Annotated in this window: 10 protein-coding genes; 7 read left to right on the top strand and 3 right to left on the bottom strand. The window is 67.0% G+C overall.

Annotated features, from left to right (window positions below; translation table 11 throughout):
• Positions 1 to 35 precede the first annotated feature (35 nt).
• Positions 36 to 623: a Fe-S cluster assembly transcriptional regulator IscR gene (iscR, locus tag KHN96_RS07345; RefSeq protein WP_045786429.1), complete on the bottom strand. Its 588-nt coding sequence runs from the start codon at positions 621 to 623 to the stop codon at positions 36 to 38.
• A 425-nt stretch (positions 624 to 1,048) separates the two neighbouring features.
• Between iscR and KHN96_RS07340 the strand changes: the two genes are divergently transcribed.
• The 5 genes from KHN96_RS07340 to rbsK are packed head-to-tail and all read left to right on the top strand — an operon-like array spanning position 1,049 to position 6,654.
• Positions 1,049 to 2,008: a sugar ABC transporter substrate-binding protein gene (locus KHN96_RS07340; RefSeq protein WP_062739338.1), complete on the top strand. Its 960-nt coding sequence runs from the start codon at positions 1,049 to 1,051 to the stop codon at positions 2,006 to 2,008.
• A gap of 24 nt (positions 2,009 to 2,032) precedes the next feature.
• Entirely contained in the window at positions 2,033 to 3,601 is a 1,569-nt protein-coding gene (locus KHN96_RS07335) for a sugar ABC transporter ATP-binding protein (RefSeq protein WP_062739341.1), read from the top strand.
• Positions 3,591 to 4,595 carry an ABC transporter permease gene (locus KHN96_RS07330; protein WP_045786426.1) on the top strand — a complete coding sequence of 335 codons (1,005 nt, stop codon included), beginning with the start codon at positions 3,591 to 3,593 and terminating at the stop codon, positions 4,593 to 4,595. Before KHN96_RS07335 ends, KHN96_RS07330 begins: the two co-directional genes overlap by 11 nt.
• Before the next feature lie 18 nt (positions 4,596 to 4,613).
• Complete coding sequence (locus KHN96_RS07325; RefSeq protein ID WP_045786425.1) at positions 4,614 to 5,654, top strand: LacI family DNA-binding transcriptional regulator; 1,041 nt, start codon at positions 4,614 to 4,616, stop codon at positions 5,652 to 5,654.
• 37 nt (positions 5,655 to 5,691) lie between these two features.
• Entirely contained in the window at positions 5,692 to 6,654 is a 963-nt protein-coding gene (gene rbsK, locus KHN96_RS07320) for a ribokinase (protein ID WP_045786424.1), read from the top strand.
• Positions 6,655 to 6,861: 207 nt separating this feature from the next.
• Here the strand turns inward: rbsK and KHN96_RS07315 are convergent, their stop codons facing one another.
• On the bottom strand, positions 6,862 to 8,946 hold the full coding sequence (locus KHN96_RS07315) for a site-specific recombinase (RefSeq protein ID WP_062739344.1): 2,085 nt from the start codon (positions 8,944 to 8,946) through the stop codon (positions 6,862 to 6,864).
• A 167-nt stretch (positions 8,947 to 9,113) separates the two neighbouring features.
• Positions 9,114 to 11,204, bottom strand: a complete 2,091-nt coding sequence (gene uvrB / locus KHN96_RS07310) for an excinuclease ABC subunit UvrB (RefSeq protein WP_045786422.1) — start codon at positions 11,202 to 11,204, stop codon at positions 9,114 to 9,116.
• A gap of 335 nt (positions 11,205 to 11,539) precedes the next feature.
• Here uvrB and KHN96_RS07305 point away from each other — a divergent pair, with 335 nt between their 5' ends.
• The gene (locus KHN96_RS07305) at positions 11,540 to 12,736 is read left to right on the top strand and encodes an amino acid aminotransferase (protein WP_045786421.1); all 1,197 of its coding nucleotides are present in this window, start codon (positions 11,540 to 11,542) and stop codon (positions 12,734 to 12,736) included.
• A gap of 206 nt (positions 12,737 to 12,942) precedes the next feature.
• Positions 12,943 to 14,214 carry a polyhydroxyalkanoate depolymerase gene (locus tag KHN96_RS07300; RefSeq protein WP_115043987.1) on the top strand — a complete coding sequence of 424 codons (1,272 nt, stop codon included), beginning with the start codon at positions 12,943 to 12,945 and terminating at the stop codon, positions 14,212 to 14,214.
• Positions 14,215 to 14,260: the final 46 nt, after the last annotated feature.

Here is a 14,260-nt window from a genome sequence, read left to right as displayed (position 1 = left end):
TTCGTGGCCAGCCTCACGCCTGCGCAATCAGGCAATCACGATTGCGCCAGGCTGAAGACGGAGTTGACCAGCGGCGCGCGCTTGACCGGCTCGGCCGGCACGGCAGCAGCCGGCGCCTCGGCCGACCGTGCGCGGGCCGGTGTGCGCTCGCGGCGCGCCGGACGCGCATCACGCATATCCTGGATCACTTCGGGCTGACGTTCGCGTTGCTGGTCGACGAGGTTCTGCAGCGATACCGAATCGAGGTACTCGACCATCTTCTGGTTCAGCGTGGCCCACAGGTCATGCGTCATGCAGCGGCCCGCGTGGCCGTTGTGTTCCTCGCCGCCGCAGTTGCCCTTGCCGCCGCACTGGGTGGCGTCGAGCGGTTCATCGACCGCAATGATGATGTCGGCCACGGTGACGTCGTCCGCGCGGCGCGCCAGGCTGTAACCGCCACCCGGACCGCGCACGCTCTCAACGATCTCGTGGCGGCGCAGCTTGCCGAACAGCTGTTCCAGATACGACAGCGAAATCTTCTGCCGCTGGCTGATGCCGGCCAGCGTGACCGGACCCTGCTCTTGGCGCAGCGCCAAGTCAATCATGGCGGTGACCGCAAAGCGGCCTTTGGTGGTCAATCTCATGGGCGTCGGGGAAATACCTGATCGTTTTGCTCAAGTATAAAGGAACCCGACAAAATCGGTCAACTAAGGTGTCGGGGGAATGCCGCGTCGCAGCAAGGGGATTTGCCGGACCCCACAAACGGGGCAACCGCGCGGCAGGCCGTATTGTGGACCAAAACAATCAACTACGTCGGATAGGGCTATCCCGCCACATCGTGCACCGCAGCTTGCGATTGCCATGCGCCAGCGCCGTGCACCTCGGGTTTTTCCTTAGGTGGGCACAACACAAATTCATTGACTTTTGTTACCCGGCGCCCGAGACTCTCTGATGCGCAAACGTTTGCGAACGACGCGGCGCGATTGCCCTTTAAGAACGCCTTACGGCGCACGGGCGGTCGACGACCGCACCCACCGCCCAAGACAGGCCTCTTCCTGGAGGAGACACCATGGATATCCGCCGTCGCCGCGCCTTGCAACTTGGCGCGGGCTCTGCCGTAGCTCTTGCCCTGCCGCTGCCGTTTTCGCTGGCCCGCGCTGCCAACCAGCCGCCCAAGGTCGCGCTGGTGATGAAGTCGCTGGCCAACGAATTCTTCGTCACGATGGAGAACGGGGCGCGCAAGCACCGGCAGGAACACGCATCGGAGTACAGCCTGCTGTGCACCGGCATCCGCGACGAGACCGATACCGGCGGCCAGATTCGCCTGGTCGAGCAGATGATCGTTTCGCGCGTGGATGCGCTGGTGCTGGCACCCGCCGATTCCAAGGCGCTGGTGCCAGTCATCAGGAAGGCCGTGGACGCCGGCATCCTGGTGATCAACATCGATAACCGGCTGGACCCTGAAGCGCTCAAGGAGAAGGGGCTGAATGTGCCGTTCGTGGGGCCTGACAACCGCAAGGGCGCGCGGCTGGTCGGCGACTTCGTCGCCAAGTCGCTCAAGCCGGGCGATGCGGTGGGCATCATCGAGGGCATTCCGACCACCACCAACGCACAGCAGCGCACCGCCGGCTTCAAGGACGCCGCACAGGCCGCCAAGCTGAAGATCGTCAGCGTGCAGTCGGGCGAGTGGGAGATCGACAAGGGCAACCGGGTCGCCGCCGCCATGCTGCGCTCGCAGCCGGACCTGAAGGCACTGCTGTGCGGCAACGACAACATGGCGATTGGGGCTGTGTCTGCGGTGCGGGCGGCCGGCAAGACCGGCAAGGTGTCGATCGGCGGGTATGACAACATCGCGGCCATCAAGGCGATGCTGGCCGACGGGCGCGTGGCCGCGACCGCTGACCAGCACGCCGATCAGCAGGCCGTCTACGGCATCCAGACCGCGTTGAAGGCGCTGGCCGCGAAGACGCCGCAAGCGCAGCTTGGCGGCGTGATCGAGACGCCGGTGGACCTCGTGACCCGCAGCTAAGAGACAGGCCAGCCGCCGCCAGCCATGCTCTCCGTGAACGAAGCCCATCCGCCGCTGCTGCGCGTTTCCGCTGTCAGCAAGCACTACGCCGGTCCTGTGCTGCGCGAGATCGATCTGGACGTGCGCGCGGGCGAAGTGCTCGCGCTCACCGGTGAAAACGGCGCGGGCAAGAGCACGTTGTCCAAGATCCTGTGCGGCCTCGAGAAGGCGACCACGGGCTCGATGACGCTGGGCGGCATTGAATACGCGCCGTCCTCGCGCAGCGCCGCCGAAGCGCTGGGCGTGCGCATGGTCCTGCAGGAACTCAGCATGGTCCCCACGCTCACGGTGGCGGAAAACCTGTTCCTCGGCGCGTTGCCGCGTCGGCTCGGCTTCGTCGACCGCGCAGCGCTGCACCGCCAGGCCCGGGACGCGCTGGCACGCGTCGGCCTGAACCTCGACCCCGCGACCCCCGTGCACACGCTCGGCATCGGCCATCGGCAGATGATCGAGATTGCGCGCGCGCTGGCCGGCGCCTGCCGCGTGCTGATCCTCGATGAACCGACCGCGATGCTGAGCGCCCACGAAAGCGCGACCCTGTTCGAGCGCATCGACGCGCTGCGCCGCGAAGGCGTGGCCATCGTGTATATCTCGCACCGGCTGGACGAACTGGCGCGCGTTGCCGACCGCATCGTCGTGCTGCGCGATGGCAAGCTGATCACCGATGCGCCCGCCGCGAGCGTCACGCAGGACGCGCTGATCCAGGCGATGGTGGGGCGAGACGTCTCGGCTGCATCGGACGCCGACCGCGCCGCACGCGGCCCGCGGCCGGGCAACGGTGCGCCGGCGCTGCGCGTGAACGGCCTGACGCGTGCGCCGGCCGTGCGCGACGTGAGCTTCGACGTGGCGCCCGGCGAGATCTTCGGCATTGCCGGCCTCGTGGGCGCCGGCCGCACGGAGCTGCTCCGGCTGATTTTCGGCGCGGACCGCGCGGACGCCGGCACCATCGAAGTGGGCTCGCCGCCCACGCCCGTGCGCATCCACTCCCCCCGCGATGCGGTACGCCACGGCATCAGCCTGCTCACCGAAGACCGCAAGGATGAGGGCCTGCTGCTGCCTCTGCCGATCACCGCCAACATTGCGCTGGGCAACATGCCCGCCGTGACGCAGCGCGGGCGTCTGCAGCCCGTGCGCGAACGCGCGCTGGCGCAGCGGCACATCCAGGCACTGCGCATCCGCTGCGCGGGGGCCGATCAGCCCGTCGGCGAACTTTCCGGCGGCAATCAGCAGAAAGTCGCGATCGCCCGCTGGCTGGAGCGCGACACGCCCGTCATGCTCTTCGACGAACCCACGCACGGCGTGGACGTCGGCGCCAAGTTCGACATCTACGCCCTGCTCGAGGCGCTCGCCGTGCGCGGCAAGGCGCTCGTGGTGGTGTCCAGCGACCTGCGCGAGCTCATGCAGCTGTGCGACCGCATTGGCGTCATGCGCGGCGGCCGTCTCACACACATCTTCCAACGCGGCCAGTGGAGCCAGGACGCTCTGCTCGCCGCCGCTTTCGGTGAAGCCGATGCATCGATCACCCCTTCCCCGGAGACCGCCGATGCGCTCTGATTCCACCGTGCCCAACGCGCCCGAACCGACGTCCGGCACACGCGCCGCATTCGGCATGTCGCTGGGCACCATCGGCGGGCTTCTGCTCGCGCTGGCGGCCATGCTGGTGCTGTTCAGCACGCTGTCGCCGACATTCTTTTCGCTACCGACCTTCACCACCATCGCCAACGAGATTCCCGACCTGCTCGTGATGGCCGTCGGCATGACGTTCATCCTGATGATCGGCGGCATCGATCTGTCGGTCGGCTCGGTGCTGGCGCTGGCGGCATCGGTGCTGTCGGTCGCCATGACCCAGCTCGGCTGGGGCGTGTTGCCGGCGGCGCTCGCCGGTGTGTTGCTCGCCACCGCGGCCGGCTCGCTGACCGGCGCGGTGACGGTGCACTGGGGCATCCCTTCGTTCATCGTGTCGCTGGGCGTGCTCGAGATGGCGCGCGGCCTCGCCTACAGCCTCACCGATTCGCGCACGGTGTACATCGGCAGCGCGGTCGACTGGCTGGCGAGCCCCGTGGCACTGGGCGTGGCGCCGTCGTTCCTGATTGCGATTGCGGTGACGGTCGTCGGCCAGATCGTGCTGACGCGCACGGTGTTCGGGCGCTACCTCGTTGCCATCGGTACCAATGAAGAAGCCGTGCGGCTGGCCGGCGTGAACCCGCGGCCCTACAAGGTCGCCGTGTTCGCGCTGATGGGTCTGCTCGCGGGCCTGGCCGCGCTGTTCCAGGTGTCGCGCCTGGAAGCGGCGGACCCGAACGCCGGCGTCGGCATGGAGCTGCAGGTGATTGCCGCGGTGGTCATCGGCGGCACGAGCCTGATGGGCGGCCGCGGGTCGGTCTTGCGTACGCTGTTCGGCGTACTGATCATCTCGGTGCTCGAATCCGGCCTGGCGCAGATCGGCGCGACGGAACCCACCAAGCGCGTCATCACGGGCGCCGTCATCGTCGCGGCCGTGGTCATGGACACCTATCGCAGCCGGAGCAACCGGACCAAGCCACACTGAGAGACAGAGGAGCACGACATGGCAACCATCAAGGACGTAGCCGCACTGGCCGGGGTTTCGTTCACCACCGTCTCGCACGTCATCAACAACACCAGACCGGTGAACGCCGAAACTCGCAAGCGCGTGGAAGACGCCATCCGTGCGACGCGCTACGTGCCCAGCGCCGTGGCGCGCTCGCTCAAGCACCGCACCACGCGCACCATCGGCGTGCTCGTGCCCACCGCCACCAACCCGTACTTTGCGGAACTGGCGCGCGGCATTGAAGACGTGTGCGCGGCCGCCGGCTACAGCGTCATCCTGTGCAACTCCGACGACGACCCCCGCAAGCAGCGCGACTACCTGCGCGTGCTCATGGAAAAGCGCGTCGACGGCATCATCGTGAGCAGCGCCGGCCCCGACAATGCGCTGACCGATGCGCTGGGCGAATCGTCCCTGCCCGTGGTGATGGTCGACCGCCCGACCGAAGGCATCCAGGCTGACCAGGTGCAGATCGATCACGAGGAAGGCGCGTACCTGGCGACCCGACACCTGCTGGAACTCGGGCACCGGCGCATTGCGTGCATCAGCGGGCCATCGGAGCTGAGCGTGACGGCGGGCCGACTGGCCGGCTTTCACCGTGCGCTGCGCGAAGCGGGCGTGCCGGAAGCCTCGGCCCGCATTGCCGAGGGCGATTTCACCAGCCCCGGCGGCTATCGCGCCGCGCGCCAGCTGCTGACCGAGGGCGAGATGCCCACCGCCATCTTCGCCAGCAACGACCTGATGGGCATCGGCGCGCTGCGCGCCGCGGCGGAGCTCGGGATTCCGGTGCCAAAGGCGCTCTCCGTGATCGGCTTTGACGACATCGAGCTCAGCCGCTACGTCTACCCGGCGCTGTCTACCGTCGGCCAGTCGATCCGCCAGCTTGGCGAGACCACCGCCCAGACGCTGCTCGAGCACCTGGGGGACAACGCCCTGCGCCATCCGCTGGATGAGCGGCACGCGCGCCGCATCGTGCTGCCGCCGCGCCTGTCGCTGCGCGAGTCGACCGCCGAGCCCGAGCGCCCGGCCCGCGCCGCCTGACGCCGCATCCCTTTCACGCCTTCAGCGTAGTACAGCCATGGTGGCCAAGCGCCCTTCCGCCTCTTCCGCTCACCCTGCGGCCGACGTGCTGATCGTCGGCAGCATCAACATGGATCTGGTGATCCGCACGCCGCGCCTGCCGTGCCCCGGCCAAACGGTGGCAGCGCCCGCGCTGGAGACGATCCCGGGCGGCAAGGGCGCCAACCAGGCTGTAGCGGCCGCGCGCCTGGGGGCCCGTGTCGCCATGCTCGGCTGCGTGGGCAGCGACGCCTACGGCGCCGCCCTGTGCGAGGGCTTGCGCCGCGAAGGCGTGGACACGTCCATGGTGTCGGCGCATGCCGATGCCGCCACCGGCATCGCGTGCGTGACGGTGGCCAACAGCGGGCAGAACACCATCGTCATCGTGGCCGGCGCCAACGAGCTGCTCACACCCGCCATGATCGAGGCGCAGCGCGCGGCGTTCGAACGCGCGCGCGTGATTGTCTGCCAGCTGGAATCCCCGCCCGATGCCGTGGAGTGCGCGCTGAAGCTCGGGCGGCAGCTCGGCAAGACGGTCATCCTGAATCCCGCCCCCGCCGTCGGCCCACTGCCCACGCCATGGCTGGCGGCGTGCGATTACCTGATCCCCAACGAAACCGAGGCGGCGCTGCTGACAGCCCGCCCCGTCGACTCGCCCGACGCGGCCCTGGACGCCGCCGCCGACCTGCACGCACAGGGGGCGCGGCACGTGATCGTCACGCTGGGCGCGCGCGGCGTCGCGTATGCGGATGCCGACACGCGCCGGCTGATGCCCGCGCGCATCGCCCAGGCCGTCGACACGACGGCGGCCGGCGACACGTTTGTCGGGGCATTGGCGTCGTCTCTGGCGGAGGGGGCGCGCCCGGAAGCGGCGATCGAATTCGGCCAGGCCGCGGCGGCATTGTCGGTCACGCGACTGGGCGCGCAGCCGTCGATCCCGTTTCGCAGCGAGATCGCGGCGCCTGTTCCGCACGGCCTGTAGCGCGCCTTTGCGCAGCACGCCGGCGTTTCTTACTGGGGCGTCGGACTTCAGCACTCCGGCTTTCGACCGCAAACCCTCGCGCGCCGACCTCGAATGTGCAGCCCCCGGAGCACGACAGGTCCGCTGCCGGACCTTTCTGCTCCGCTGTCGAAGCCTAGACCTGCGGCGCCGGAGTCGCGAGCCCGGCCATCGTCGCCTGACGCCGCGCTAGGCCGCTGTGCTGGTGCCCGGCGGAGTCGTCACGGTCGGCGCGCGCGGCACCAGCAGGCACAGCGGATCGCGCAGGATGCGGCGCCAGACCGCGCCCGTCACGCGCTTGCGATCGACGCCTCGCAGATTGCGCGAGCGCATCGCCATGTTGAACGCCAGCGCGAACGACACCAGCACGTTGAGCACACCCATCAGTCCAATGCCCGCCACGGCCAGCCAGAACGGCGACGTCTTCATGACGCCGGGCCCCAGCACGCCCACCGCCGTGGCCACCGCGCCGGTCGACAGCGTGACGTGGCGCACCTCGATGTGCGGCCCAAAGAACGACACGATCTCCGGCCCTAGCCCGAGCATGAAGCCCAGCGACACGTTGGCCACGATGCCGGACAGATTGCGCTTCCAGAAGCTGGCAATGCGCTGCGCGCCGCGCGTACCGACCATGAAGCGCAGGCGGCGGTGGTAGGCGATCACATCGTGCACGCGGTGCAGCGCAAACCAGTTGTCGGCCCAGCCCGCCGCCAGGCTCGAAGCCCACAGCAGCACGCCGGTGAAGACCGCGTACAGCGGCGTCGGCCCCAGGATCGAGAACGAATCGATCGTCGCAACCGCCTTGGCTGGCGAGATCAAATCGGCGTGCAGGAACCGCCCCGCGAGCCATTGCACCGCGAACGCCACGGGCGCGACCGCCAGCAGGTTGCCGGCAATGGCGGCCGCGTTGGAGCGGATCATCGCGACCGTATCGTCGACGAAGCGGTCCAGGCCTTCGGGCCGGCCGACCTGATCAAGCCGGTGCGCCAGCGCGGGCGCCGTCATCGCCGGCTGCTTGGTCGCCAGCGTGAAGTGCGCGAAATGGATGCCGAGGAAGCTGACGGCGTAATTGAGCGACGCAAGCAGCCCTTCGGTAAACCGCGACAGGTGCGCCGCGGTGATGAAGAACTTGACGTACACCGTGACCGCCGTGATGACGCCGCCGCCGGCCGCGGCCTTGACCATCGCAGCGTATTCCTTGCCGTCGCGGGTGATGTAGTGCTCGCCGGTTTCGGCGGAGCGTTCGACCACCTTGCGTGCCAGGTCGGCAAACGTGGAGCGGATCAGATACCCGACGCTGCGCCGGTGCTGGCTGGCTGACACCAGTTCCGCGGTCATGTGCACGAAGCGGCGCGAACCGCGCGTGTCGGCCCAGGCGGTCAGCAGCAGGTCAATGCGGCCGAGCCACGCCTTCATGCGCTCGACCTGGAACACGATCTCCACGGAGACGCCGTTCTCGTCCAGATGCTGGTACACGCCTTCCGTGGCCGCGCGGCACTGGTCCAGCACGGCGCGGAAATAATTGAGCTCCTGCACGAACCGCTCGGGGCTCGCCGGCTCGGTATTCGGGCGTTCGAGAAAGATGGCGTTGGCCGCATCGGCCAGCAGGTAGAACGGTGAATCGGTCAACTCCGCATAGGCCATGCGGCTGCGGATGCCGCGCGACAAGCCCGCCGCCCGCACCTGGCTGATGAGGATCTGGATGCTGATGCCCAGGCTGCGCTCCAGCCGCGTCTGTCCGGCCGATGCCTCGGCGTCGGTCATGCCGGCCCGGAACAGCGCGTGCAGCCGCGCGACGAGCTCGTCGTCGAGCCCGTCGACCCATGCCGCATCGTTCGGGCCGACAAACAGCAGTGCAAACAGCGACGCCAATTGCGGCGCATTGGGCGCGGGCGGCAGCAGGCGCGCCTGCCAGCGGTCGATCAGCTCGCTCCAGAAACCCGCGCGTGAGGACAATCCCGTATCGCACAGCAGCGACACGGGATCGTTGTCCTGCACGATGGCGCGCAGGGTCTGCCCCACCCGCTCGGCCAACGACGGGTTGTTCTCGAGCACCTGCAGCAGATAACGCAGGCGCGCATAGCGCCACGATTCCGACACGGCACCCTCGGGCCGGTCGGCACGGCGCAGCCAGTAGGCCAGCTCGATCAGCCATTCGTTGCGTTCGGCCAGACTGCGCGTCGGCTCGAACTGCGCCAGGATGGCGTCGAGTTGATGGCTGGCGTGCCGGGAGGCGCGCCACTTGCGCCACGGATTCAGCAGAAAATTGAACATCGAACTCCCTTGATGACGGCCACGTATGCCGACTGCATGACAACGTGCCGGTTCCCCGCTCAGACGACGCGCAGCGCCTGAGAATGATCTGAAATTGTGTCAACAGCCCACCACCCCGCGGGCAGCCACGCGGGGTCGCATGGCCCAGGCGGCAGCGGCCGCGCAGCTCAGGCGGTCGGGACGATGTGGTCTTCGCCGCTCGCGCCGAACAGTTGCGACTTCAGCTTGGCCAGCTGATCGCGCACCTGCGCCGCCTTCTCGAATTCGAGGTTCTTGGCATGGTCGAGCATCTGCTTCTCGAGGCGCTTGATTTCCTTGGACGCCTGCTTCTCGCTCATGTCCTCGTACTTGGCGGCCTCTTGCGCGGCCCGGAGTTCGGCGCGCGCCTCGTCGACGTTGTACACGCCGTCAATGATGTCCTTGATGCGCTTGACCACGCCGCGCGGCGTAATGCCATGCGCCTCGTTGTAGGCGATCTGCTTGGCGCGGCGGCGCTCGGTCTCGTCGATCGCCTTGCGCATCGAATCGGTGATGCGGTCCGCATACAGGATGGCGGTGCCGTTCACGTTCCGGGCCGCGCGCCCGATGGTCTGGATGAGCGAGCGCTCGGCACGCAGGAAGCCTTCCTTGTCGGCGTCCAGGATCGCCACGAGCGACACCTCCGGAATATCCAGCCCCTCGCGCAGCAGGTTGATCCCGACCAGCACGTCGAACGTACCGAGGCGCAGGTCGCGGATGATCTCCACGCGCTCGACGGTGTCGATGTCCGAGTGCAGGTAGCGCACCTTGATGCCGTTTTCCGACAGGAATTCCGTCAGCTGCTCGGCCATGCGCTTGGTCAGCGTGGTCACCAGCACGCGCTCGCCGGCCTCGACGCGCAGATGGATTTCCGACAGCAGATCGTCGACCTGCGTCGTGGCCGGGCGCACCTGGATGACCGGGTCGACCAGCCCCGTGGGGCGCACGACCTGCTCGACGACCTCGGTGCCGGCCTTCGCCTTCTCGTAATCGCCGGGGGTGGCCGAGACGAACGTCACCTGCCGCATCTTGGTCTCGAACTCGGCGAACTTGAGCGGCCGGTTGTCCAGCGCGGAAGGCAGGCGGAAGCCGTATTCGGCCAGCGTTTCCTTGCGTGCGCGGTCGCCGTTGTACATGCCGTTGAGCTGGCCGATCAGCACGTGCGATTCATCCAGGAACATCAGCGCATCGGGCGGCAGATAGTCGACGAGCGTCGGCGGCGGCTCGCCCGGCGCCGAGCCCGACAGGTGCCGCGAGTAGTTCTCGATGCCCTTGCAGAAGCCCAGCTCCTGCAGCATCTCGAGATCGAAGCGCGTGCGCTGCTCCAGCCGCTGCGCCTCGACGAGCTTGTTCTCCTTGTAAAAGAAATCGAGCCGCTCGCGCAGTTCGGCCTTGATGGTCTCGATGGCGCGCAGCACGGTCTCGCGCGGTGTCACGTAGTGGCTCGACGGGTAGACGGTGAAGCGCGGAATCTTCTGCCGCACGCGGCCCGTCAGCGGATCGAACAGCTGCAGCGATTCGACTTCGTCGTCGAACAGCTCCAGGCGCACAGCCATCTCCGCATGCTCGGCGGGAAAGATGTCCACCGTATCGCCGCGCACGCGGAAGGTGCCGCGCTGGAAATCCGTCTCGTTGCGCGTGTACTGCATGGCGATCAGGCGTGCGATCACGTCGCGCTGGCTCACCTTGTCGCCCGCGCGCAGCGTCAGGATCATCTGGTGGTATTCGCTCGGGTTGCCGATACCGTAGATGGCCGAGACGGTCGCCACGATCACCACGTCGCGGCGCTCCAGCAGGCTCTTGGTGGCCGAGAGCCGCATCTGCTCGATGTGCTCGTTGATCGACGAATCCTTCTCGATGAAGAGATCGCGCTGCGGCACATAGGCTTCAGGCTGGTAGTAGTCGTAGTACGAGACGAAGTACTCGACCGCGTTGCGCGGGAAGAACTCGCGGAACTCCGAATACAGCTGCGCCGCCAGCGTCTTGTTGGGCGCAAACACGATCGCCGGGCGCCCCACGCGCGCGATCACATTGGCCATGGTGTACGTCTTGCCCGAGCCCGTGACGCCCAGCAGCGTCTGGTACGACAGGCCGTCCTCGATGTTCTCGACAAGCTTGCGGATGGCCTCGGGCTGGTCGCCGGCCGGTGGATACGGCTGGTACAGCTGGAACGGCGAGCCCTCGAACGTCACAAATTTCGATTCGTCGTACGGGCTGGGGACTTGGCTCAGGTCGGTCATGGCGGCGGAGTGGGATGGCAGCGCAAACAGTCAGCAAAGTGACGCACACGCCCGCAACAGATCGGGGCGGCGCGGCCAATTGCAACCAATCATGTAGTGTAGCGCGCCGCCCCGGCGATCGTTTGCGCGCCCGGACTCCGAAATCTGTACCGCCCGCCCAACCGCTTTAGGCGCCTGTTCTACAAGGATTTTTCGGGCGATTAGAGCCTGTATTCGGTACAATCCGGCTTTGTGCCCGCTGGATCCAACTGCCGCCGACAGCCCTGCCGGCCGCTTGCGGCGCACCGCCTGCAGCATCCCACCGCATTCTGAAACCAACCGAACGCAGAGACATCATGTCGCTTTTTTCCGCCGTCGAACTGGCCCCGCGCGACCCCATCCTGGGCCTGAATGAAGCCTTCAACGCCGATACCCGCAGCACCAAGGTGAATCTGGGCGTGGGCGTGTACTTCACCGACGAAGGGAAAATCCCGGTGCTGCGCGCGGTTCAGGAAGCCGAAAAGGCCCGCCTGGCGACCGTCGCCCCGCGCGGCTACCTGCCGATCGAAGGCATTGCCGCCTACGACCAGGCCGTGCAGAAGCTGCTGTTCGGTGCCGACTCCCCGCTGATCGCCGAAGGCCGCGTCGTCACGGCGCAGGCTCTGGGCGGCACCGGCGCGCTGAAGATCGGCGCGGACTTCCTCAAGCGCCTGGCCCCGAACGCCAAGGTCGCCATTTCCGATCCGAGCTGGGAAAACCACCGCGCGCTGTTTGAAGGCGCCGGCTTTGAAGTCGTCAACTACACGTACTACGACGCCGCGTCGCACGGCCTGAACTTTGGCGGCCTGCTCGATTCGCTCAACAGCTACGCACCGAACACCGTCATCGTGCTGCACGCCTGCTGCCACAACCCGACGGGGGTCGACATGACGGCCGACCAGTGGAAGCAGGTCGTGGAAGTCATCAAGGCCAAGAACCTGATCCCGTTCCTCGACATGGCCTACCAGGGCTTTGCCGACGGCATCCAGGAAGACGGCCTGGCCGTGCGGCTGTTTGCGGAGTCCGGCCTCTCGTTCTTCGTGTCGAGCTCGTTCTCGAAGTCGTTCTCGCTTTACGGCGAGCGCGTCGGCGCGCTGTCGATCGTGACGGCCAGCAAGGACGAAGCGGCCCGCGTGCTGTCGCAGGTCAAGCGCGTGATCCGCACGAACTACTCCAACCCGCCCACGCACGGCGGCACGGTGGTTGCCACGGTGCTGAACAGCCCCGAACTGCGTGCCATGTGGGAGCAGGAACTCGGTGAAATGCGCGACCGCATCAAGTCGATGCGCAACGCGCTGGTCGACAAGCTGGCCGCCAAGGGCGTGAAGACGGACTTCTCGTTCGTGAAGGCGCAGCGCGGCATGTTCTCGTACTCGGGGCTGACCTCGGCACAGGTCGATCGTCTGCGTACGGAGCACGGCATCTACGCCGTGTCGACGGGCCGCATCTGTGTGGCGGCGCTGAACACCCACAACATTGACGCCGTGGTCAACGCCATCGCCGACGTGCTGTAAGGTGACGCGTGTGCCACCCACCGTGGCGCAATTGCAAAAAGAAAAGCGGCTTCGGCCGCTTTTTTGCTGCATGGTCCTAGACTGACACGGGCGCATCATATGAGGCGCGCAACACTCGGGTATCAGGGTTTGTGCTGCATCGCAGTAATATGTGCGTCGGTGCATAATCGTTTGCGTCGCCCCCGCCACCACAGAACGGTCCAGCCATGCTTTACCAGCTCCACGAATTCCAGCGCGCCCTGCTCAGCCCCATGACGGCCTGGGCGCAGGCCACCGCCAAGACCTTCACCAACCCGCTGAGCCCGCTGTCGCTGCTGCCCGGCGCACAACGCTACGCCGCGGGCTACGAGCTGCTGTATCGCCTCGGCAAGGAATACGAAAAGCCGGAGTTCGGCATCCGCTCGGTCAAATCCAACGGGCGCGACATCCCGATCGTCGAACAGACCATCATCGAGAAGCCGTTCTGCCGCCTGATCCGCTTCAAGCGCTACGCCGACGACGCCGAGACCATCAAGCTGCTCAAGGACGAGCCGACCGTGCTCGTGTGCGCGCCGCTGTCGGGCCACCACTCCACGCTGCTGCGCGACACGGTCCGCACGCTGCTGCAGGACCACAAGGTATACGTGACGGATTGGATCGACGCCCGCATGGTGCCGGTCGAGCAAGGGGCCTTCCACCTCTCCGACTACATCAACTACATCCGCGAGTTCATCAACCACATCGGGGCCGAGAAGCTGCACGTGATCTCGGTGTGCCAGCCGACGGTGCCGGTGCTGGCTGCCATCTCGCTGATGGCGTCGGACGGCGAGCAGACGCCGCGCACCATGACCATGATGGGCGGCCCGATCGATGCGCGCAAGAGCCCGACGGCGGTCAACTCGCTGGCGACCAACAAGTCGTACAGCTGGTTCGAGAACAACGTGATCTACACGGTGCCGGCCAACTATCCGGGCCACGGTCGCAAGGTCTATCCGGGCTTCCTGCAGCACGCCGGCTTCGTGGCGATGAACCCGGACCGCCACCTGTCGTCTCATTACGACTACTACCTGAGCCTGATCGAAGGCGACACCGAAGACGCCGAAGCCCACGTGCGCTTCTACGACGAGTACAACGCCGTGCTCGACATGGCCGCCGAGTACTACCTCGAGACCATCCGCGACGTGTTCCAGGAATTCCACCTCGCCAACGGCACGTGGGTGGTGGAAGGCAAGCCCGTGCGCCCGCAGGACATCCGCAACACGGCGCTCTTCACCATCGAAGGCGAGCTGGACGACATCTCCGGCAGCGGCCAGACCGAAGCGGCGCACGGCCTCTGCACCGGCATCCCGAAAACGCGCAAGCAACACCTCACGGCGCCGAAGTGCGGCCACTACGGCATCTTCTCGGGCCGGCGCTGGCGCGAGCAGGTGTATCCGCAACTGCGCGATTTCATCCGCCGCTACGACCACAACGCACCGCGCATCAAGGCCGTGGCCTGAACGCCGCGCAATGAAAAAGCCTCGCAACTGCGAGGCTTTTTTGTTA

The sequence above is a fragment of the Ralstonia mannitolilytica genome, assembly GCF_905397375.1.
Taxonomy (GTDB): Bacteria; Pseudomonadota; Gammaproteobacteria; order Burkholderiales; family Burkholderiaceae; genus Ralstonia; species Ralstonia mannitolilytica.
The sequence above is the reverse complement of the archived record's forward strand: the minus strand, read 5'-3'. Positions and strand labels throughout refer to the sequence as shown.